Source organism: Desulfobulbus sp. (assembly GCF_031547805.1).
Taxonomy (GTDB): Bacteria; Desulfobacterota; Desulfobulbia; order Desulfobulbales; family Desulfobulbaceae; genus Desulfobulbus.
Map to the genome: position 1 here is coordinate 11,932 of NZ_JAVBRQ010000009.1, position 20,545 is coordinate 32,476.

A 20,545-nucleotide genomic window follows, 5' to 3' on the forward strand; every position below is an offset into this window, starting at 1 on the left:
CAGCGAGGAATAAACGATGGCCGGACATGCCGACAAGATTTATCTCGTCACCGGAGGAGCCCAGGGGATCGGTCGGGCCATCGTCGAATATTTGCTGCGACAGGATGCGTCGGTGGCCTTTGTCGATCGGGATGTCGAGGCCGGCGAGGAATTGGCCGCCAGCCTCGATCTGCCGGAGCGAGCCGCGTTTTTTGCCGCCGATGTCGGCGATGAGCAGGAAGTGCGCAGCTGCGTTGCCCAAAGCCTCGCCCGTTTCGGCGGCCTCGACGGGCTTGTCAACAATGCCGGCATCGCCAACCCGACGCGCCAGCCGCTTACCGAATTGCGCCTTGAGGACTGGGAGCGCGTCTTACGGGTGAATCTCACCGGTGCCATGCTCATGGCCAAGCACGCCGCCCCCCACCTGCAGCGGCGCCACGGCGCCGTGGTCAACATCGCCTCCACCCGCGCCCTGCAATCCGAACCCGACACCGAAGCCTATACCGCCTCCAAGGGGGGCTTGGTCGCCCTGACCCATGCCCTGGCCATCAGTTTTTCCCATCGCATCCGGGTCAATGCCGTGCTGCCGGGGTGGATCGAGGTCAGCGAACTGCGGAAGCAGAGCGAGCGGTCCGCCGCCCGGTTGCGGCCGGAAGACCACGATCAGCATCCGGCCGGCCGGGTTGGCCTGCCCGGCGACGTTGCCGCCTTGGCGGCCTTTCTGCTGTCCGAAGAGGCCGGGTTCATCACCGGTCAGGCCTTTGTGATCGACGGCGGCATGACCAGAAAGATGATGTATGTGAACTAGGAGGGCGACCGCATGAGATTTTTTTTTCGACTGATGCCCGCCTTCCTGCTGGTGGGCCTGTTCATGGGGCCGGGCGTTACGGCCCGGGCCGGCGACCGGCAGCCCCAGGGCGAGGAGCGGCTTGAGGCCCTGGTCGATCGGGCCGTAACCGGCAATCCCGAAATCCTGGCCTCGGAAGAACAGTGGCGGATGAGCGTTGCCCAGGCGCGCCAGGCCGGGGCGCTCGACGATCCGATGCTGATGCTGGGCGTCCAGAATGCCCTGATCCGCGATCCTTTCAATTTCAGCCGGGACGCAATGACCTCCAAGGTGGTCGGCATCAGCCAGAAAGTGCCTTTTTTCGGCAAGCGCGACTTGATGCGGGAAGAGGCCGGCCTCGAATCCGAGGTCGAACGCTGGGCGGTCGAGGAGCGCCGGCTGGAGCTGCGGCGGCTGGTCAAGGAGACCTGGTACCAGATCTATCTGATCGATCGGTCCCTGGAAACGGTGCGGACCTCGGCCATCTTGCTGGACGATCTCGTCCGCCAGGCCGAATCGATGTACACGGTGGGCAAGGCCGGCCAGCAGGAGGTTTTCCAGGCCCAGCTGGAGCGCTCGAGAATGGAGGAGTTGCGTCTTGGCCTGGAGCAGAGGCGGGCCTCGGCGATCGCGGCCCTCAATGCCCTGGTGTCCCGGCCGCCCGATACGGCCATTCCTCCCATTGCACCCATCAAACTGCGGCCCCGGACGCTGGTGGCCGCCGAACTGGAGCGGCTGGCCGAAAGCCAACGGCCGGCGGTGAAGGCCCTGCAGGCCAAAATCGACAAGGGACGGGCCGGAGAGCGGCTGGCCCGGAAAGAATTCTACCCCGACTTCACGGTTTCCCTGGAGTACATGCAGCGCGAACCGGTCGACGACATGCGGGGCGACGATATGTACGCGGCGCAGCTGACGTTCAACCTGCCGGTGCAGCAGGAGTGGCGCCGGGCCAAGGCCGCCGAGATGCAAGCCTCGATTCGGATGGCGGTCCAGGAGCGCGCGGCCCTGCGCAACCAGATCGGCAAGGCGATTGCCGACGGGTTGGCGCAACTGGAGCGCAGTCGCAAGCTGGCCCTGCTCTACGAACAAGGGATGCTGGCCCAGGCGGGCGGCGCGGCCGAGGCGGCCATGGCCGGGTATCGGACCGGCAAGGCCACTTTTGCCGAGGTGCTCGCCGGCCGGGTGAACCTGTTCAATGCCGAACGGGAATACCATGGCGCCGTGGCCGAGCATCAGATTCAGTTGGCAGTGCTGGAAAACGTGATCGGCGGGCCTTTGCCGCCGCCGCGCTGACCGGGGTGGATTTTTTTTCTTTCGATTTTTCGATGAGATAAAGGAGCATCGATGAAAGCGACCTCAGCGGCAAAGACAGTGGCGGCCTTTGCCTGTCTGGCCTTGGCCTTGGGCGGCGGCTACCTCCTCGGCCTCAACCACCACGACCACGGCACCGCATCGCCAACCGCAGATCAAGCGGCCAAGGTCCAATACACCTGCTCCATGCACCCGTTCATCATCCGCGACGCCCCCGGGGCCTGCCCGATCTGCGGCATGGCCCTGACGCCGGTAAAAGCAGGGGCGGCCAATGGACAAGAAGCCGCGCCGGGAAGCATTGAAATCGATCCGGTTACCCTGCAGAACATGGGGCTGCGGACCGAGCCGGTAACCCGTCGCGCCCTGCAGCGGACCATCCATACCGTGGGCCTGGTCACGGCGGCCGATGACCGGCAGTTCGCGGTCACCGCTAAAATCGAGGGCTGGGTGGAGCGGTTGTACGTGAATCAATTGGGGCAGCCGGTCAGGAAAGGACAGCCGCTTTTGGACATCTACAGCCCCGAGCTGGTGGCGGCCCAGCAGGAATACCTGCTGGCAGTGGCCAACAGGCAGCGGCTGGCAACCAGCCCCTATCCCGAAATCGCCGCCAACGCCGAACGGCTGGTGGAGGCGGCCCGCACCAAGATGCGCTACTGGGACATCAGCCCGGAACAGCTCCGCATTTTGGAGCAAACCGGCCGGGTGCGCAAGACCCTGTCCCTGGCCAGCGAATATGGCGGCGTGGTCGTCAAGAAAAGCGTCCTGGCCGGGGCGCGGATCATGGCCGGGGAAGAGTTGCTGCAGATCGCCGACTTGTCGACGGTGTGGGTGCTGGCGGACATCTACGAGTACGAACTGCCGTGGGTCAAAACCGGGCAGCCGGTGCGGGTGACGCTGCCTTATGAGGGCAATTCCGGTGGCAAATCCGATGGCAAAACAGGCGGCGAAACTGTGGCGGGCACCATTGCCTATCTTTACCCCACCCTGGAAAGCGAGACCCGGACGGTCAAGGCCCGGATCGAGGTGGTCAATCCCGATCTAAGCTTGAAGCCGGCCATGTACGCCCAGGTGGCCATTGCCGCCGCCGCCGCCGCCGAAACCTTGACCATACCGGCCAGCGCGGTGCTCAATTCCGGCCGAGAGCAGACGGTGTTCGTGGCCCTGGGCCAGGGGCGGTTCGCGCCCCGCCAGGTGACCTGCGGCCTGCGCGACGACCAGGGCTTCATCCAAATTCTCTCCGGGCTCGACCAGGGCGAGGCCGTGGTGGTTTCGGCCCAGTTCATGCTCGATTCGGAAAGCCGGCTGCGCGAGGCCCTGGACAAGATGCTCGGCCCGAAACCGGTCCAGGATGAGGCGCGCGGCCGTCAGGCGCCGACAGCCGTCCCTTCCAAGGATCTGGACGAGTTGTTCAAATGAAACGGCCGCATCCCATCGACCCTGCTTTCGGCAAAGGCCCGCAGGGTGGATTGCGGCACCATGCCCACGACGCCGCGCGATGTTTCCCGGTAGACGCAACCGCGCCCACCATGCGGCTGCCGCGACTCCTGCCGCCGACCGCGATCGTTCACCTTCCCGCCCCGAGCCGCCATGCTTGAAACCATCATCGCCTGGTCCATCCGCAACAAGTTCCTGGTGTTGCTCGCCACCCTGTTCGTGACGGTTTCGGGCATCTATTCCCTGCGGCAGACCCCGCTGGACGCCATTCCCGATCTGTCCGACGTGCAGGTGATCGTCTTCACCGCCTATCCGGGCCAGGCGCCCCAGGTGGTGGAGGACCAGGTGACCTATCCGCTCACCACCCGCATGCTTTCGGTGCCGGGTGCCAAGGCGGTGCGCGGCTATTCTTTTTTCGGCTCCTCCTTTGTCTACATCATCTTCGAGGACGGCACCGACCTCTACTGGGCCCGCTCGCGGGTGCTCGAATACCTCAACGCCAGCTCCGCCACCCTGCCCCAGGGGGTGAGCCCGACCCTGGGACCCGATGCCACCGGCGTGGGCTGGGTCTTTCAGTACACCGTGGAGAGCGACCGCCACAACCTCCAAGAGCTTCGTTCGATCCAGGACTGGTACCTGCGCTACGAGCTGACCTCGGTCGAGGGCGTGGCCGAGGTGGCCAGTTTGGGCGGCTTTGTCAAGCAGTACCAGGTGGCGATCGACCCCAACAAGCTGGCCGCCTACCGGATTCCGATCACCGAGGTGATGATGGCCATCCAGCGCGCCAACCTGGATGTCGGCGGTGGTGCCATCGAATCGGGCGAAACCGAGTTCGTGGTCCGCAGCAAGGGCTATATCCGCAGCCTGGACGACCTGGCCAATATCGTGGTGATGGCCACCGCCGAGGGCACGCCGATTCTGGTCCGCGACCTGGCCGAGGTGCGGCTCGGGCCGGAAATGCGGCGCGGGGTGGCCGAATCCGACGGCCAGGGGGAAACGGTCGGCGGCATCGTGGTCATGCGGTTTGGCGACAATGCCCTGGCCACCATCGAGCGGGTCAAGGCCAAGCTGGAAAGCCTGAAGGCCGGCCTGCCTCCGGGAGTGATGATCAAGACCGCCTACGACCGCTCCGGCCTGATCCAGCGGGCCGTGGCCACCCTCAAGGAAAAGCTGCTGGAGGAATCCATCGTCGTCGCCCTGGTGACCCTGCTGTTCCTCGGCCACCTGCCCAGCGCCCTGGTGGCGGTCTGCACCCTGCCGGTGGCCATTCTCCTGGCGTTCGTGATCATGCACGCCCAGGGCATCAACGCCAACATCATGAGTCTGGGCGGCATCGCCATTGCCATCGGCGCCATGATCGACGCCGCCATCATCATGATCGAGAACGCCCACAAGCACCTGGAGCGCGATCGGGGCCGCAAGCCCCATTGGCAGATCGTGCTCGACGCCGCCGCCGAGGTCGGACCGACGCTTTTTTATTCGCTGCTTGTGATCACCGTCTCCTTTGCCCCAGTCTTCACCCTCACTGAACAGAGCGGCCGGCTGTTCAAGCCCCTGGCCTTCACCAAGACCTATGCCATGGCCGCGGCGGCCCTGCTGTCGATCACCCTGGTGCCGGTGCTGATGGGCTGGTTCATCCGCGGCCGGATCAAGGCCGAGCGCGACAACCCCATCAACCGCTTGCTCATCCGGCTCTACCATCCCCTGGTCGATTGGGTGCTGACCTGGCGGAAGCTCACCCTGGTGCTCGCCCTGGCGGCCATGGCCTCCATTGCCTGGCCGCTGACCAAGCTGGGTTCCGAATTCATGCCGCCGCTCTACGAGGGCGATCTCCTCTACATGCCCACCACCTTTCCCGGCCTGTCGGTGACCAAAGCCAAGGAGATTCTCCAGCAGACCGACCGGATCATCCGCCAGTTCCCGGAAGTGGCGCGGGTGTTCGGCAAGGTCGGCCGGGCCGAAACCGCCACCGACCCGGCGCCGATGATGATGCTTGAAACCACCATCATGCTCAAGCCGGAGAACGAGTGGCGGCGGGTGCCGGTCGCGCGCTTCTATTCCTCCTGGCCCGACGGGCTCGCGTGGCTGAAACGGCCGCTGCGGCTGCTCTGGCCGGAGGAGGCGACCATGACCGTCGACCAGCTGATCGAGCGGCTCAACAGCGCCATCATGTTTCCCGGCCTGACCAATGCCTGGACCATGCCGATCAAGACCCGGATCGACATGCTCTCCACCGGCATCAAGACCCCGGTGGGGATCAAGGTCATGGGCAACGACTTGGAAACGCTGGCCCGGATCGGCGAGCAGATCGAGGGTGTGGTCCGCACCCTGCCGGGCACCCTGAGTGCCATCGCCGAGCGGCCGGTGGGCGGCAACTATCTCGATATCGCCATCGACCGGGTCAAGGCGGCCCGGTACGGGATCAACGTCGGCACCATCCAGGAGGTCATCCGGACGGCGGTGGGCGGCATGGCCGTCACCGAGACCATCGAGGGGCTGGAGCGCTACACCGTCAATGTGCGCTACGACCGCGATTTTCGCTCCGACCCCGATGCCCTGATGCGCGTTCTGGTGCCCGGTCCGGGCGGCCGGCAGATACCGCTGGCCCAGTTGGCCGCCATCTCGGTCAACCGGGGCCCGGATGCGATCAAGAGCGAGAACGGCCGCCGCACCGCCTGGGTGTACGTCGACATCCAGGGCATCGACATCGGCACCTACGTGGCCAATGCCCGCAAGGCGGTTGAGGCGCGCGTCGAGCTGCCCCCCGGCACCAACATCGTCTGGTCCGGCCAATTCGAATACATGGAACAGGCGCGAGCCCGGCTGCTGACGATCATCCCGCTGACCGTCCTGATCATTTTCGTCATCATCTACCTGAGCACCAAAAGCCTGGTCAAGACCGGCATCGTGTTCCTGGCCGTGCCCTTTTCCCTGGTGGGCGCCTTCTGGCTGCTCTACCTGCTCGACTACCATCTGTCCGTCGCGGTATGGGTGGGAATCATCGCCCTGGCCGGGCTGGACGCGGAAACCGGGGTGGTGATGCTGCTCTACCTCGACCTGGCCCACAGGCGATGGGACGGGCAAGGGCGGATGCGCACCCGGGGCGATTTGGTCCAGGCCATCCACTTCGGCGCGGTGAAACGCATCCGGCCGAAAATCATGACCATCTCGGTGATCATCGCCGGCCTGCTGCCGATCATGTGGAGCCACGGCGCCGGCGCCGACGTGATGAAGCGGATCGCCGCGCCCATGGTGGGCGGTGTGGTCACCTCGGGCGTGATGGAGCTCTTGGTGTACCCGGTGATTTTCTACCTCTGGCGCGGTCGGCGGCTGAATTCGAGCCCGGAGGCCAGCTCGGACGCACCCATTGACGAGACTTCGGACGAAGCATCGAAGGCAATACCAACCACCAACCTTCCTCGCATCGAGGAGCCACTTCAGGAGAAACCCCCATGCAACGCTTAACCCTCACTCTTGCCCTCTGCGCCCTGCTGCCCCTGGCCACTTCAGCCAGCGCCCAAACCCCTGCCGGCCATGACCAGCACGCGCCACCTTCGGTTCATGGCCACGATGCCGGCCAGATGATGCATGCCAAATCGATCATGCTTGGCGAGCAAACGGTGACGGGCATCAAGGCCATGGCCCACCTCAACGAGGTCGGCGCCATGATGGCCCAGATGGGGCGGAAGGAAAACTACCATTTCATGGTGATGTTCAGCGATGCCGCCACCGGCGCGGCCGTCGAGCAGGGCACGGCGGCAGTGAAGATCACGCCTCCCAAGGGCGGTCAGGTCGGGACACCGATTCAACTGATGGGCATGGGCAACCATTTCGGGGCCGATATCGCCCTGCCCGAGCACGGTGAATACCGGTTCCAGGTGGGCACCAAATTGGCCGACGGAACCACCCGCCAGTTCCAGTTCACCTACGTGGTGCCGTAACAAGCGGCCTCGGTTCGCCGCCTCCCCAGCCGGCTATTTGGCCGGGCGGGCCTTGCGTACGCCCCTGGTGGGCGGGGCGGCCAGCGGGTCGTCGGGCCAGAAGTGTTTGGGATAGCGGCCCTTGAGTTCCTTCTTGACCTCGGGATAGCCGCGCTGCCAGAAACCGGCCAGATCGCCGGTGACCTGAACGGGGCGCTGGGCCGGGCTGAGCAGGTGCAGCAGCAGCGGCACGCGGCCGTGGCAGATGGAGGGCGTTTCGGCCAGGCCGAAGAGTTCCTGCAGGCGGACCGCCAGAATCGGCGGCCCGTCGATCCGGTATTCGATCCGGATTTTGGAGCCGCTGGGCACGGTCCAGGTGGGAGGGGCGTCCCGCTGCAGCCGTTGCTGCCGCTCCCAATCGAGCAGCCCGGTCAGGATCTTTACCAGGTCGAGCTGGGCCAGCTGGTGGCCGGTGGTCATACCGTCCAGATAGGGCGCCAGCCAGGCTGGATCGGCTGCCAGGGCCTCGTCGCTGCAATCGGGCCAAGCCACCTCGGGCTGCCAGGTGCGCAGGCCGAGGATGCGGGCCTGGAACTGGCGAGCTTCCCGGCTCCAGGGCAGGCGGGCGATCCCCAGTTGGCCGATGCCGGCCAGGAGGGCGGTCCGCACCGCTTCCGGGGCCGGATCGGCCAGGGGCTGTTCCGTCACCACGATTTCGCCCAACATTTCCCGCCGCACCGCCAGCACCCGTTCCTGGGCCGCATCCCATTGTACCAACTCCCGAAGAGCCAACAGTTGGCCATGATCCTGGCGCAGGGCCTCGATGCCCACCGCTTCGGCCCAAAAAATGCGGCCCTCGCCCGGCCGGGCATCCAAATGGGGAATGACCAGGTACTCGCTGGCTGCCAACGGGTCGTCCGGGGCCAGGGCGGCCCCTTGGCCCGAAGCCAGGAGATAGCGCTGCCGCTGGCCGGGCCGCCGGCGGGCGATGCGGTCGGGATAGGCGGCCGCCAGCAGCAAACCGATATCCCCGGCTTCACGGCTGCCGGCCGCGCCGCCCATCAGCCGCTGCCATTGACGGGCAGCCTGATCGATCCGGCGGCAGCCGGCGGGATCGCCGCCGTCGCGGACAGTTGCCGCCTTGCCTTGACTCCGCCATGTGTCGAGGAGTTTGATCCGGGTTTCCAGGCTGGCGCCGGCGGTCTCGCGTTGCAGGGGATCGCGCTCGGACAGCAGGGCCGCGAGATCGCAGGCCAGGCCGAGGCAACCGCGTGCGCGGGCTGCGAGCAGCAGATGGCCCAGGCGAGGATGGACCGGCAGGGCCGCCAGTTGTTTGCCGACAACAGTAAGGCGGTTATGGGCGTCGAGGGCGCCCAGGGAACGCAGCAGGTCACGGGCCTGGCGGAAGGGACCGGACCGGGGCGGATCGAGCCAGCGCAGCTCGTTGGGATCGGCCACGCCCCATGCCGCCAGTTCCAGGGCCAGGCTGGCCAGATCGGCGTTGACGATCTCCGGCGGATGAAAGGGCGGCAGGCTGTGGTGGGTGCCCTTGGTCCACAGCCGCAGGCAGTAGCCCGGCCCGAGTCGGCCGGCCCGGCCGGCGCGTTGATTCGCAGCCGCCTTGGCAACCCGGACCGTGGTCAGCCGAGTCAGGCCGCAACCGGGATCGAAGGCGGGCAGCCGCGACCAGCCGCAATCGACCACGCAGCGGATGCCTTCGATGGTCAGGCTGGTTTCGGCGATAGAGGTGGCCAGGATAACCCGTCTCCGGCCGTCGGCATCGGGGGTGATGGCCCGGTCCTGTTCCTGGCGGGAAAGGTCGCCGTACAGGGGGGCGAGCACCAGGCCGGCGCAGTCCGGGGCATTGGCGAGCAGGTCGTTGGCTTCCCGGATTTCGCCGGTACCGGGAAGAAAGGCGAGGATGTCGCCATCATGCTCCCGCAGCACCCGGCGGATGCCGTTGGCCGCGATCTGTGCGATCCGGCCCTGGGGTTCGCGGTCGAGATAGTCGATGTGGATCGGGTGGGCCCGGCCCTGCCCGGTCACCACCGGCACCCCGCCCAGCAGCCGGGCCAGCGGCTCGGTGTCGAGGGTGGCCGACATGACCAGCAGGCGCAAATCCTCCCTGAGTTGGCAGAGATCCAGGCACAGGGCCAGGGCCAGATCGGCATGGATCGAGCGTTCGTGGAATTCGTCGAAGACGATCAGGCCGGTGTCGACCAGGCCGGCATCGGTTTGCAGCCGCCGGGTGAGGATGCCCTCGGTCAGCACCTCGATCCGGGTTTCGGCGCCGATCGACCGTTCAAAGCGGATTTGGTAGCCCACGGTCCGGCCCACCGGTTCGGCCAGGAGCGTTGCCATTCGGGATGCCGCCGCCCTGGCGGCCAACCGCCTCGGCTCGAGGATGAGGATTTTCTTGCCTGCCAGCCAGGGTTCGGCCAGCAATGCCAAAGGGACGACGGTGGTCTTGCCGGAACCGGGCGGCGCGGACAACACCGCATGGCCGGCTGCAAGCGCGGTCTTCAGCGCCGGCAGGACCGGCTGGATGGGCAGGGACGGGAGCGAAGGAGGCGGCACGGGAATCGGTCAGGCGCGGGAAAACGGGGCGACAGGGCCACGCCGCGCAAGCGGCAATTGCAGGTGGAGGCAATCGTTCGCCACCGAGCCGGGCGGTTTGTCCCCGGCACCATTCTTTTCATATCGGAAACCGGCAAAAAGGGGTAGGGTGCGGCTGCCCTGCGGCGCGGGCTTGCCCGGCTTTGCCGTTTCCAGCCTCATTGTCCCCGGTTTCGCATGTCCAGCAGCCAGCAGCAATCGCATCCATTCCCCGAACAACTGCGCCAGGCCTTCGATACGGCCTGTACCGCCCACAGCCAAGGGCAGCTGGCCGAGGCCCTGCGTCTCTACCTGCTCCTGTTGCAGCATCTGCCCCATTTTCCCTTGCTCCATTACAATCTCGGCCTGGTGCGGTACGATCTCGGCGATTATGCCGAGGCGCTGCAAGCCTTTGCCACGGCCGAGGCGCTGGCGCCGGCGGATGTGGACACCCTGTTCAACCTGGCGCTTTGCCACAAACGGACCGGCGATGCTGCATCGGCCATCGCCATCTACCGGCGTCTCCTCGCCCTGGAGCCGGACCATGCCGATTGCCTGTACAACCTTGGCGGCTGCCACCTGGGCCGGCACGAGGACCTGGAGGCCATGGCCTGCTACCGGCAGGTGCTCGCCCTCCGGCCCGATAATTTGTCGGCGGTCAACAATCTCGCCTACCTGCATCACCGGGCCGGCGAGACCGAACAGGCCATCGCCTACTACAGCCAGGTGCTGGAACAACGACCCGAGGATCAATCGGTCGGCTATCTGTTGGCGGCCCTGCTCGGCATCCCGCTCGCCCAGGCGCCCGATGCCTATGTCCGCAACTTTTTCGATACCTATGCCGAGGGATTCGAGCGGCATCTGGTCGACGGGCTGGGATATGACAATCCGCGACAACTGCACGCCTGCCTCCGCCACAGCCCGGCCGGCGGCACCCGCTACGCCCATGGCCTGGACCTCGGCTGCGGCACCGGCTTGAGCGGCCAGGCCTTCTGCGGCACGGTCGCGGAGCTCGACGGGGTCGACCTATCCGCAAGGATGCTGGCGCAGGCGGCGCAGAAGGCCTGCTATGCCCGGCTTCACCACGACAGCATTCTCCATCATCTCGCAGGCACCGAGGCGACCTACGATTTTTTCCTCGCCACCGATGTCTTTATCTATGTGGGCGAGCTGGAACCGATTTTTACGGCCGCGCGGATGGTGGCCCGGCCAGGAGCCCTGTTCTGTTTTTCCACCGAACACCTGGAGACGGACGGCTATCGGCTGCTGCCCACCGGCCGGTTCGCCTATGCGCCGGCCTACATCCAGGCCGTTGCCGACCGTACCGGCTGGAGCGTATTGGCCCGGGAGGCGGTCCGTCTGCGCCGCCACGGCGATGGCTGGCTGGCTGGCGACGTCTGGATCTGCCGCCTGGCTCCGGCCGCCGAAAACAGCGACCGGCAAGCGGACCGGCCGAACTGAATTACACCTTTTCCGGCCGGGAAAGGTGCATTCTTACCGTAAGGGGCGGCTGTACGGCCCTCGTCCCCCCAGACAGCGATCGCTCACCCGCTGGATGAGCGCTTCGCCACTGATCGCATTGTATTCCTGATCGAAATAGACCAGCTCGATGGTCTCCCTGACTCGTTCGATGGTTATTTCCGGGGTCTGACTGCTCACCCGCCAGGACAATTCCTGCTCCGCGACCTGCGGTTCGGAACCGTTATCGCGCATCCGCGCGGCCGAGGCAAAGAGTTCGCCGATCAGACGGCAATGCTCGGATTTGTCCTCGCCGGCCGGGGGCGTTGCCGGCGGGATTGACTGCTGCTGCGCCGCCGGTTCCGAGGGCAGTGGTTGTTGCCCGGCAAGAGGCTGTCCGGCAAAAGGGTGGTCCGGTGTCGGGGCTGGCATGGCCGGACTTGCCGGCGAAACCGCCTGCGGGGCGGATGGCGGGATGGCCTGCGGTTGCGGAGCGGCCGGCTTGCACCGGTACCAGACAATGGCGGCGTCGGCCGAGGCATCGGTTGAGCCGGGCCGCATGCACATGCCCATGGACTTGAGCCGCTCGACGTTCTGGCGCATTTGCACGCAGGCAGCGTCGGCCGCCGGCCCTACGGTTTCCCAGCACAGTTGGGTGAGCGCCTGGTCCCGGTCGATCAGTACCTGGGTTTCCGGGGAGATGTCGCGGGCGGGATCGGGCTGGGAAGGCAGGGGAGGCGCCCGGTCAAGGGCGGTTTCCAGGTCGGTCTGGCCGGTTGCCGGCCGAAACGCCGGCCCTGCCGGGGTTGGCGCCGAACGGGGCGGGGGAGGCGCTTTGTCCAATGCCGTTTCCGGCACTGCCTTGGTGGGCGGGCGTTTTTCCGCCGTCTTGATCTGGGGCGGCATCTTCTTGACCTTCAGGAACAAAAAGCCGGCCTGGGTGCTCCGGTTATAGGACAGGATGCTGCTGGTAACCGTGCCGGGCCAGTTGTACATCTCCTCGCCGCTCTGTTCAATTTTCTTGGTCTCGCCGAATTTGGCCATGGCTTCGGCCTTCACCGCGGCAAAGTTCTTGGGGCCGCTGAACAGGAGAATGGCGCCCTGGAGCCGATCCTTGGCAAAGGAGTAGTTGATGCCGGTAAGCGTGGCCTTGCCGAAACGCAACGACTCGTTTTCCAAGACATAGAGCGAGGCGCCGCTCTTGCCGCCTTCCTTGGTGAGCACCAGCTTTTTGGTTTGTTGCAGATCGGCGAGATTGCTGCCCCAGCGCATGCCGTTGAAGCCGTCTAGATCGGCGCACACGCCGGCCGGTGCCGACAGCAAGCAAAGCAACAACAACATCAAGACAATAAACGACGGTTTCATAGGCATGGTGGGCGCGCCTAGCGGCGATTGTTCCTGCTGGGGGTGACGACCAGGGCGATGCGTTCCATCGCGGCCTGGGAAAAATCCGGGTAATGCCGTTGCAGCCAGGCGAGCGTGTCGGCCTTCCTGATCAAGGCCGGCGAAGCCGCGTCGGCGAACAAGGCCTGCCAACAGGCAAGGGCGGCATGCAATTCCGGGGCAAAGCAGGGATGCTCCTCTATGGGTGCGGGCAGCGGAGCGTGTTCGTTCGGAGTCTCCTTGTTGCGAGGTTCTATGTGAACTGTGTGCGGTACGATTTTGTTTTTTCGTTCATATGTCCGTACGTCTTCCGGTCGGGCAAAGAGGGCGGCCGGCTTCAGCCCGATCATGCTGGTTTCGCCCCATTCCTCGCCCACCGAATTGGTGAGCACCATGGGCGCGTCCTTGGCATCCAGACAGGCCAGCTCGGCCACGATCAATATCCGGTCGCATCGGCCCTGGATTTGCCGCAGCACTTCCGGGGCGGGCCGCACCTCTATGCGGTCGTATCGCGTTATGGCCGGCGGCTTGGCCTTTTTCTGGCGCGGTCCGGGCATTTTTCGCTCCGCCTTTTGTCCGGAGACCTCGGTGAAGCCGATCCACAGCGGCAAGGCACCGCTGACCGCCAACTCCACGATCCGGTCCGGGCTCTGGCGCCATCGTCGCGCCAATTCATCAAGAAAAATGCACTGATCGTCCTGCGGTGCCATGGAAATTTCCGCTCGTTTGGTTGAATCGCGATGGGCCCGGTGCCGCCACACGGGCCATTGAGCCGCTATGGGTCGACAAGATGGGGCAAGAGTCGACGGGAAGCGGCAAGGGAAGGTAGCAAGATCAAGCCATTGAGGGCAACCAAAAAGCGCGCCCCAGAAGCGTAGGCATGGAAATGAGGCGGCAGCAACGCCGAAATGACGGCCGAGCTGTTTGCGAGAGACGAAAACGGCGGATCGGATATTCAGGCGGAAAATTCGATTCGGAATCCAGCTGATCGATTTTCCGCAGGGAAATGAAGTCGCCGTCCAAACGTCACTTCCATCTCAGGGACCCGGTGAAAAAGCTGGCAATTCGCCGGTCGCCTCTCTTCTCTTCAAGAGCATCCAGCCTTTCCAGGTGTTTTGCACGTCTCTTTGCCAGGGAAACATTGTTCGCAATTCCGCGCCATTCTGGCAATACCATTGTTTCCTGCCACCCATCATGTATCCTGGAAATATACAGCATTTTATTTGCTGACCCATTGAATCGTGCGGCGTAATTTCCTCGGTTTTCACCGCGTTCGATGCCCCTTGGGAAACCTTTTTCTGGCATGGAAAAGCCGGTGAAGCCCCGGGCAAGCTGCCCATTCCGGAGAGAGGCTTCGGCACGGCCTGGCCCGGAATCGTGCTCTGCCGAAACTGGAGCGGAAAGGGTCGAGCAAGAAAAAGACTGAAACGACAGATCGATAAGGAGCAGAAACATGGTCGATATTATCATCGGGAGTATTCCCCCCATCAATCCACCCAGCTCGCCCCCCAGGAAAACCGGCGAAGACAGCATGTTCGAGGCGGAACTGCTCAACGTGCGCGATCCCCGTTACCGTGGTGCGGAAGCCTTGCGCAAGGGCCGTCTGGATCCCCAACGCGGTCGGGTGCTGACCCTGATGATCCCGGACGGAACCATCCTGCCCAAGGACTTGGCACCCGGCAAATACAAGGTGATGCTCAGGTTCGTGAAAAAATGACAAACGCGCCCCAGGGCAAGGGTACGGAAACGGCGCGGCCATGCCGCCGAAATTTGGTGCCGCGCCCGGTCCGGTCCGTATTCACTCACTTGGCATCGCCATTCGGCATTCTCGCCATGGCCGCCATTCGACAGGCTGTTTGGCAAAGGTCGTCGGCCAGTTCCCGGGGCGCGATCACCCGGGCGCCGTCGCCCCAGGAGAGAATCCACCGTTTCAGCTCCAGTAGATGGTTGACGGTCAGGACGAGGATCAGCGAACCGTCGTTCCGCTCTTCCAGGCGCTGGGACGGGTGCCATTGCCGTTCGCGGACATAGGCCGCGGCTTTGGGGGAGAAATGGATGCGGACCTCGACCTCGTCCTTGCCCCAATGGATGCCGAAATGGCTGCCGAACAACTTGCGGAAGTCGAAGGAGGCGGGCCGAACGAATTGCGCCGTGCCTTTTCGGGCCGCGGCCATGCGGGCCAGGCTGAAGGTGCGGATCGCCTGCCGCAGGTGGCAGTGGCCGACCACGTACCAGTCGCCCTCGAAGCGAACTCCGTGATACGGATCGATCTCGCGCGGTGCCACCTCGCCGCCGGGACTGCGGTAGTCGATTGTCATCCGGGTCGAGTTGCGTAAACAGTCGAACACCGTGGTCAGCACGTCCGGCAGAATAACGGTGGTAAAGGGCGGCAGCACGGTGAACAACCCGGGGTCGTGGCTGGGCAGGGCAACAGTCTTGTCCGGCAGGCTTGCTTCGATCTTGCCGAACATTGAGCGCAGGTTGTCGTAAATCGGCGTGCCTTCGTACTGGGTCAGGAGCTTTTCGGCCAGATAGATGGCGAACAGGTCACTTTCCCGGATATTGAGCGCCGGCAACTGGTATTGATCCTCGGTGTAGTAGTAGCCGCGATGCTGGGCGGAATATTCGATCGGCGCATCGAGTTCGTAGCGCATGTGGTCGAGATCGCGCTGAATGGTCCGAACGCTGACCTCCCACTCATCCGCCAGGGAACCGCAGTTGGGAAAACACTTTTCCCGCAGCTTCCGGTCAATGAACAGCAACCGTGTGTGCAGGGGATTGTATTTGGCCATTGTTTCGTTGTTTCAAGAGAGTAGCCGGCATATTGCGACTGGTTCGACCGGGGTGGACGGAAAAAAACACGGGGTGCCAAGAAAAAAAACTGGTCGGACGCTATTTGTCCGACCACCCAAGGTATCGTGGATGCGTAGAAAGCGCCACATCCATTTATCCGCCAAAGGAGAATACCATGGGATACCTGATCGCGTACCTGCTGCTGACCCTGGCCATCGATTTGCTGCGTGAACTCTTCAATCCGACCCCTGCCGAGGACAATGCCACCGCTGTCCGCCGTCGTCTGTGGAGCGACAGCGAATTCGACTGCTACTCAAGAAATTTCTCAGCCAACATGCTCCACTCGAACAAGTTTCCTCAATACAATCGTTTTATCTTCTTGGCGGGAGAAATTAAAACATGTTCTTGGGCAAACTGGGTCCAAGGTTTTGCCTTGATATGCCTTGGCCGCGAAAGATCCATCAACTTGTCTCAAAAATGGGGCTATTGTAAGGCGGCCGCTTATAATCAACCCTCGGCACAACTGCCCTGACCTGAAAGACTGGGCTTTTTATCCTTATTTTTCTGACGAAAAAACGAAATGATGAACTATGCTCACAGTTTGGACAATCAGCCGGAAGTGAAGTGGCAGAGTTTGGAGGAACACGCTGCTCAGGTTGCGGCCCGCGCCGCTGGATTTGCCGATTCCTTCGCTTCCGGTGACTGGGCAAAACTCGTCGGTTTGTTACACGACCTCGGCAAGTCCCGACAGTCCTTTCAGGATTACCTGAAACGGAGCAACGGGTTGCTTGATGCAGGGTACGATGCTTCCGATCATTCCCATTCCGGCGCAGGCGCGGTCTGGGCAGCGCAGAATTTGAAAATTGGACGCATTCTCGCGTACTGTGTGGCCGGTCATCATGCCGGGCTCCCGGACTGGATAGGCGGCGTAACGCCGAGCGGTTCTCTGTCGAGCCGACTGAAACAGGAAGAAGGAGTTGTCCTTGAACAGCCAGTCATGGCCTGGATTCAAGAGCGGGAAGCGGTTTGGCAGTCTTTTCAGCTTTCTCCGCCGTGGCCGTTCGAGAACGCCAACCTGTCGGACATCAGCTTTTGGATTCGGATGTTGTATTCCTGCCTTACGGATGCCGATTATCTTGACACCGAAGCATTCATGGATGCGGACAGAGCGGCCGTCCGATCGCACTATCCCGAACTCTCAGAATTGGCGGAGCGGTTTTTCAAGCAACTGGACGCGAAGCAGAATTCGACGGCAGACACCGAGGTCAACCATATCCGCGCCGAAATCCGCGCCGTCTGCGAAAAGGTGGCGGATTCGCCGCCCGGCCTGTTCTCCTTGACCGTTCCCACCGGTGGCGGCAAAACGCTTTCCGGCACGGCCTTTGCCCTGCGCCACGCCTTGCGCCACAGCCTCAAGCGTATCATTTACATTATCCCCTACACGTCAATTCTTGAGCAGACCGCCGATGTGCTGCGAGGGTTCTTCGGTCAAGAAAACGTGGTCGAGCACCATTCCAATTTCGACCAGAACAGGGAGACTCAGCAATCGCGCCTGGCCGCCGAAAATTGGGACGCGCCGATTATCGTCACCACCAGCGTCCAGTTTTTTGAGTCGCTGTACGCTCATAAATCCGGCCGTTGCCGGAAGCTGCATAACATTGGGAATAGCGTTGTTATTTTGGACGAGGCGCAACTGCTGCCGCCGCGTCTGCTCCTGCCCTGTATCGAAGCCATACGGCAACTGGTGTCACGTTACGGCGTGAGCTTTGTGCTTTCGACCGCGACCCAACCCGCCTTGCCGGGTTTGGACAATATCCGGGAAATCATTCCGCCAGAAATGGATTTATACCGCCGTCTCAAACGGACGGAGATCGTGATGCCGGAAAACCGGGGAATTCGTCGGCCATGGAAAGACATCGCCGAAGAACTCAAAAACTACAACCAAGTCTTGTGCGTCGTCAACACGCGACGAGACTGCCGTGACCTGCACGCGCTCATGCCGGAAGGAACCCTTCATCTTTCAGCCACCATGTGCGGCGAACACCGCTCGCAGGCCATCGCCGTTATCAAGGAAAAGTTGCAGACGGGGCAATCCATTCGTGTCATCAGCACTCAGCTGGTCGAGGCGGGCGTCGATATCGATTTTCCTGTTGTTTACCGAGCATTCACCGGTCTACCGTCCATCGTCCAGGCCGCAGGGCGCTGCAATCGCGAAGGACTGGCGGGTCAACCTGGACAAGTGATCGTTTTTATGCCACCGAACGCCGCGCCACTCGGCGATTTACGCAAAGCGGAAGATGCGCTGATGAATCTACTTGCCGCCAGTGGTTTCGATGTTGAATCTCCGGTGAGTTATTCCAAATTTTTTGAGCATTTTTACAGCGCCCAAAACGATCTGGGATCGGCTTTTGCCGACTGGCTGACCAAAGACGCCCGTAATCTTCAGTTTCAATTCCGGGAAGCAGCAGCGGCTTTTCGGATGATCGACGATAAAGCCTCGGTAACGGTAATCGTCCGTTATGGTGGCAACGACACACTCGTCAAATCCTTACTCGCCATTGGCCCGAAACGGGATATTATGCGCCGTTTACAGCGGTATTCTGTCAACATTTCGCGCTACATTTTGACGCGGTGGCAGGAAAAAGGCTTTGTCGAAGAACCTCATCCAGGAATTTATGTTCAGGAGGATATAGCCTCTTTGTACAACGAGACATTTGGGCTGGATGTCTACCGTGACACGCCGGACGCGGAGGATTTGGTGTTATGAGCAACATGGATATTTTGCCGCGCTTACGCGAGGAAAAACAAAGGCGATTGAAAGGCGGGTTATATCATCAAACCCAAGTTTTGCTGTGCTACAACTCGAACCGAATTGAAGGGAGCCGTCTGTCGGAGGAGCAAACCCGATTCATTTTTGAGGCCGCGACACTGCATGCGGAAAACGGCGAAAGCCTGAGCGTTGACGACATCATCGAGGCAGCCAACCATTTCGCCGCCTTTGATTATCTGTTGAATGTCGCCGACCAGCCGCTCAGCGAAAAAATCATCAAACATTTTCACGCAATACTCAAACAAGGAACCACCGACGCAGGCAAGGATTGGTTCCGGGTCGGCGGATACAAACGCTTGCCGAACATGGTTGGCGGCCGGGAAACCACCGCACCACGTCGAGTTGCCAAGGAGATGCGGGAATTACTTGCCGCCTATCACGGTAAAAAGGAAATCACTTTTGCAGATATTGTCGATTTTCATCACCATTTTGAAGTCATCCATCCCTTTCAAGACGGTAACGGCCGGGTTGGCCGCCTTATCGTCTTCAAGGAATGTCTGCAGCGGGCAATAACGCCGTTTATTATCAATGAAGAACATAAGGTTTTTTATTATCGCGGCCTGGCACTATACTCAAAGGAAAGCGACTGGTTGCTGGATACCTGCCGTTCGGCCCAGGACCGCTATGCGGCGATGATCGAATATTTTTATCCAACCACAGCCAAGGGAAGCCAATCATGAGAGGATTCTGTCTCGAAGTGGCGGGCGAATTTGCTTGCTTCACCCGTCCGGAAATGAAAGTCGAGCGTGTCAGCTACGATGTGATCACGCCGTCGGCGGCGCGGGCGATATTTGACGCGATTTTGTGGAAGCCTGCGATTTTCTGGAGAATTCATCGGATAGAAGTGCTGCGTCCCATACGTTGGGCATCCATCCGGAGAAACGAGGTCGCGGGTGTTGCCTCTCCACGCAGCGAGGGCATTTTTATCGAGGACGCGCGGCAGCAACGCGCCGGACTGCTTCTACGCGATGTGCAATACCGGCTCTATGCCGAATTTGAATTTATTCCTCCGGAAAAGAGAGCCAAGGTCATGAATCCTGTTCCGGAATGGCTGACTGACGAGGTGGAGCGGGAGATGTACCGGCAGGCAGAGGAGGCTGCTTTGCGCTCCGATGAAAAGGAAGCGAAGTACGCCGCTATGTTCGAGCGTCGTGCCCAAAAAGGCCAGTGCTTCAACCAGCCTTATTTGGGCTGTCGTGAATTTGCCTGTTCATTCCGGCTGGTCAAAAATCCTGGAGCCGAACCGGGCCAACCGATTGCCGATAGCCGCGATCTGGGGTTCATGCTCTACGACATGGATTATTCCAATTCCAAAGATGTCAAGCCGATGTTTTTCCGGGCTGAAATGAAAAACGGCGTGATCATGGTTCCCGCCTCTGATTCGCCGGAGGTGCGCCGATGATCCTGCAAGCGCTGAAGGAATATTACGACCGCAAGGCCGCCGACCCATATTCCGGTATCGCTCCTCCAGGTTGGGAATGGAAGGAAATACCGTTTTTGTTGGTGCTGGATGGTGATGCCAACCTCGTTTCCATAGAAGACACCCGCGAAAAGGTTGAGAAGAAAAAACGGGTGAAAACTTTCCTGGTTCCCCAGGGAGTTAAACGCTCTGTGGGCATTGCCGCCAACTTCCTCTGGGACAATGTTGAGGGTATCTTGAAAATTAGATGCAGTAATCTGCGGCGAATTAAACAATTAAATTGTTGATTTATCGATAATATGCTATTGTTTCCATCGTTTTAAAGAGCCTTGCCACCCTATGACCCGATGGAGAGCCGCCATGATTCAGCCCGGTTTTTTTGATCTGCAGGACCGATTACACAAAATCGACAAAAACGGTGACCCGCTTACCAAGATCAAACAGGCCGTGGACTGAGATATGTTTCGTCCGGCGCTCGAAAAGGCCCGTGACAAAGACCGGCAATCCAATGTGGGGCCGAAGGGGTACGATGTCATCTTGCTGTTCAAGATTCTCATCCTGCAGTCGTTGTACAATCTGTCGGATGATGCGATCGA

The 20,545-nt window shown here is 62.0% G+C and carries 18 protein-coding genes; 13 read left to right on the plus strand and 5 right to left on the minus strand.

Translation table 11 applies throughout. The features are described 5' to 3' along the window. Positions 1–16 precede the first annotated feature (16 nt). The 5 genes from RMR13_RS03295 (at position 17) to RMR13_RS03315 (ending at position 7,491) form a co-directional block, all read left to right on the plus strand. Entirely contained in the window at positions 17–787 is a 771-nt protein-coding gene (locus tag RMR13_RS03295; RefSeq protein ID WP_310599212.1) for a glucose 1-dehydrogenase, read from the plus strand. 12 nt (positions 788–799) lie between these two features. After that, positions 800–2,098: a TolC family protein gene (locus tag RMR13_RS03300; protein WP_310599213.1), complete on the plus strand. Its 1,299-nt coding sequence runs from the start codon at positions 800–802 to the stop codon at positions 2,096–2,098. 51 nt (positions 2,099–2,149) lie between these two features. Beyond that, the gene (locus RMR13_RS03305) at positions 2,150–3,532 is read left to right on the plus strand and encodes an efflux RND transporter periplasmic adaptor subunit (RefSeq protein WP_310599214.1); all 1,383 of its coding nucleotides are present in this window, start codon (positions 2,150–2,152) and stop codon (positions 3,530–3,532) included. Positions 3,533–3,703: 171 nt separating this feature from the next. After that, entirely contained in the window at positions 3,704–7,015 is a 3,312-nt protein-coding gene (locus tag RMR13_RS03310; RefSeq protein WP_310599215.1) for a CusA/CzcA family heavy metal efflux RND transporter, read from the plus strand. Further along, positions 7,003–7,491: a hypothetical protein gene (locus tag RMR13_RS03315; RefSeq protein ID WP_310599216.1), complete on the plus strand. Its 489-nt coding sequence runs from the start codon at positions 7,003–7,005 to the stop codon at positions 7,489–7,491. The genes RMR13_RS03310 and RMR13_RS03315 overlap by 13 nt, the downstream gene beginning before the upstream one ends. Positions 7,492–7,524: 33 nt before the next feature. Here the strand turns inward: RMR13_RS03315 and hrpB are convergent, their stop codons facing one another. Beyond that, positions 7,525–10,047 carry an ATP-dependent helicase HrpB gene (gene hrpB, locus RMR13_RS03320; protein ID WP_310599217.1) on the minus strand — a complete coding sequence of 841 codons (2,523 nt, stop codon included), beginning with the start codon at positions 10,045–10,047 and terminating at the stop codon, positions 7,525–7,527. A gap of 216 nt (positions 10,048–10,263) precedes the next feature. Here hrpB and RMR13_RS03325 point away from each other — a divergent pair, with 216 nt between their 5' ends. Beyond that, the gene (locus RMR13_RS03325) at positions 10,264–11,526 is read left to right on the plus strand and encodes a tetratricopeptide repeat protein (RefSeq protein ID WP_310599218.1); all 1,263 of its coding nucleotides are present in this window, start codon (positions 10,264–10,266) and stop codon (positions 11,524–11,526) included. Between the two features lie 33 nt (positions 11,527–11,559). Here the strand turns inward: RMR13_RS03325 and RMR13_RS03330 are convergent, their stop codons facing one another. The 3 genes from RMR13_RS03330 to RMR13_RS03340 all read right to left on the minus strand — a co-directional run bounded on the left by RMR13_RS03330 (position 11,560) and on the right by RMR13_RS03340 (position 14,361). Next, positions 11,560–12,894 (minus strand): hypothetical protein, encoded by a 1,335-nt coding sequence (locus RMR13_RS03330; protein WP_310599219.1) that lies wholly within the window; start codon positions 12,892–12,894, stop codon positions 11,560–11,562. Positions 12,895–12,905: 11 nt separating this feature from the next. Then, positions 12,906–13,616, minus strand: coding sequence for a hypothetical protein (locus RMR13_RS03335; RefSeq protein WP_310599220.1), 711 nt, complete (start codon positions 13,614–13,616; stop codon positions 12,906–12,908). 316 nt (positions 13,617–13,932) lie between these two features. Beyond that, the gene (locus RMR13_RS03340; protein WP_310599221.1) at positions 13,933–14,361 is read right to left on the minus strand and encodes a hypothetical protein; all 429 of its coding nucleotides are present in this window, start codon (positions 14,359–14,361) and stop codon (positions 13,933–13,935) included. Here RMR13_RS03340 and RMR13_RS03345 point away from each other — a divergent pair. Continuing rightward, a complete protein-coding gene (locus tag RMR13_RS03345) occupies positions 14,360–14,623 on the plus strand; it encodes a hypothetical protein (RefSeq protein ID WP_310599222.1) in 264 nt (87 codons plus the stop codon). The genes RMR13_RS03340 and RMR13_RS03345 overlap by 2 nt on opposite strands. Before the next feature lie 85 nt (positions 14,624–14,708). Here the strand turns inward: RMR13_RS03345 and RMR13_RS03350 are convergent, their stop codons facing one another. After that, on the minus strand, positions 14,709–15,698 hold the full coding sequence (locus RMR13_RS03350; RefSeq protein WP_310599223.1) for a WYL domain-containing transcriptional regulator: 990 nt from the start codon (positions 15,696–15,698) through the stop codon (positions 14,709–14,711). Positions 15,699–15,874: 176 nt separating this feature from the next. On the opposite strand from RMR13_RS03350, the gene RMR13_RS03355 reads away from it, so the two are divergent. From RMR13_RS03355 to RMR13_RS03380, 6 genes are all read left to right on the plus strand, one after another. Continuing rightward, on the plus strand, positions 15,875–16,231 hold the full coding sequence (locus RMR13_RS03355; protein WP_310599224.1) for a hypothetical protein: 357 nt from the start codon (positions 15,875–15,877) through the stop codon (positions 16,229–16,231). Positions 16,232–16,279: 48 nt separating this feature from the next. After that, positions 16,280–18,466 carry a CRISPR-associated endonuclease Cas3'' gene (locus RMR13_RS03360; protein ID WP_310599225.1) on the plus strand — a complete coding sequence of 729 codons (2,187 nt, stop codon included), beginning with the start codon at positions 16,280–16,282 and terminating at the stop codon, positions 18,464–18,466. Further along, positions 18,463–19,209: a Fic family protein gene (locus RMR13_RS03365; protein WP_310599226.1), complete on the plus strand. Its 747-nt coding sequence runs from the start codon at positions 18,463–18,465 to the stop codon at positions 19,207–19,209. Before RMR13_RS03360 ends, RMR13_RS03365 begins: the two co-directional genes overlap by 4 nt. Continuing rightward, positions 19,206–19,931: a type I-C CRISPR-associated protein Cas5c gene (gene cas5c / locus RMR13_RS03370; protein ID WP_310599227.1), complete on the plus strand. Its 726-nt coding sequence runs from the start codon at positions 19,206–19,208 to the stop codon at positions 19,929–19,931. The genes RMR13_RS03365 and cas5c overlap by 4 nt, the downstream gene beginning before the upstream one ends. Further along, a complete protein-coding gene (locus RMR13_RS03375) occupies positions 19,928–20,236 on the plus strand; it encodes a type I-C CRISPR-associated protein Cas8c/Csd1 (protein WP_310599228.1) in 309 nt (102 codons plus the stop codon). The genes cas5c and RMR13_RS03375 overlap by 4 nt, the downstream gene beginning before the upstream one ends. A 172-nt stretch (positions 20,237–20,408) precedes the next feature. After that, positions 20,409–20,545 (plus strand): transposase (locus RMR13_RS03380; RefSeq protein ID WP_409070254.1); only part of this gene is annotated, 137 nt, incomplete at its 3' end.

Excerpts from the sequence above, each read along its gene's own strand:
- RMR13_RS03365 (WP_310599226.1), top strand. The coding sequence starts at position 18,463 with ATGAGCAACATGGATATTTTGCCGCGCTTACGCGAGGAAAAACAAAGG.
- RMR13_RS03315 (WP_310599216.1), top strand. The coding sequence starts at position 7,003 with ATGCAACGCTTAACCCTCACTCTTGCCCTCTGCGCCCTGCTGCCCCTG.
- RMR13_RS03345 (WP_310599222.1), top strand. The coding sequence starts at position 14,360 with ATGGTCGATATTATCATCGGGAGTATTCCCCCCATCAATCCACCCAGC.
- RMR13_RS03300 (WP_310599213.1), top strand. The coding sequence starts at position 800 with ATGAGATTTTTTTTTCGACTGATGCCCGCCTTCCTGCTGGTGGGCCTG.
- RMR13_RS03295 (WP_310599212.1), top strand. The coding sequence starts at position 17 with ATGGCCGGACATGCCGACAAGATTTATCTCGTCACCGGAGGAGCCCAG.
- RMR13_RS03325 (WP_310599218.1), top strand. The coding sequence starts at position 10,264 with ATGTCCAGCAGCCAGCAGCAATCGCATCCATTCCCCGAACAACTGCGC.
- RMR13_RS03305 (WP_310599214.1), top strand. The coding sequence starts at position 2,150 with ATGAAAGCGACCTCAGCGGCAAAGACAGTGGCGGCCTTTGCCTGTCTG.
- RMR13_RS03360 (WP_310599225.1), top strand. The coding sequence starts at position 16,280 with ATGATGAACTATGCTCACAGTTTGGACAATCAGCCGGAAGTGAAGTGG.
- RMR13_RS03330 (WP_310599219.1), bottom strand. The coding sequence starts at position 12,894 with ATGCCTATGAAACCGTCGTTTATTGTCTTGATGTTGTTGTTGCTTTGC.
- RMR13_RS03355 (WP_310599224.1), top strand. The coding sequence starts at position 15,875 with ATGGGATACCTGATCGCGTACCTGCTGCTGACCCTGGCCATCGATTTG.
- RMR13_RS03310 (WP_310599215.1), top strand. The coding sequence starts at position 3,704 with ATGCTTGAAACCATCATCGCCTGGTCCATCCGCAACAAGTTCCTGGTG.
- RMR13_RS03350 (WP_310599223.1), bottom strand. The coding sequence starts at position 15,698 with ATGGCCAAATACAATCCCCTGCACACACGGTTGCTGTTCATTGACCGG.
- cas5c (WP_310599227.1), top strand. The coding sequence starts at position 19,206 with ATGAGAGGATTCTGTCTCGAAGTGGCGGGCGAATTTGCTTGCTTCACC.
- RMR13_RS03340 (WP_310599221.1), bottom strand. The coding sequence starts at position 14,361 with ATGTTTCTGCTCCTTATCGATCTGTCGTTTCAGTCTTTTTCTTGCTCG.
- RMR13_RS03375 (WP_310599228.1), top strand. The coding sequence starts at position 19,928 with ATGATCCTGCAAGCGCTGAAGGAATATTACGACCGCAAGGCCGCCGAC.
- RMR13_RS03335 (WP_310599220.1), bottom strand. The coding sequence starts at position 13,616 with ATGGCACCGCAGGACGATCAGTGCATTTTTCTTGATGAATTGGCGCGA.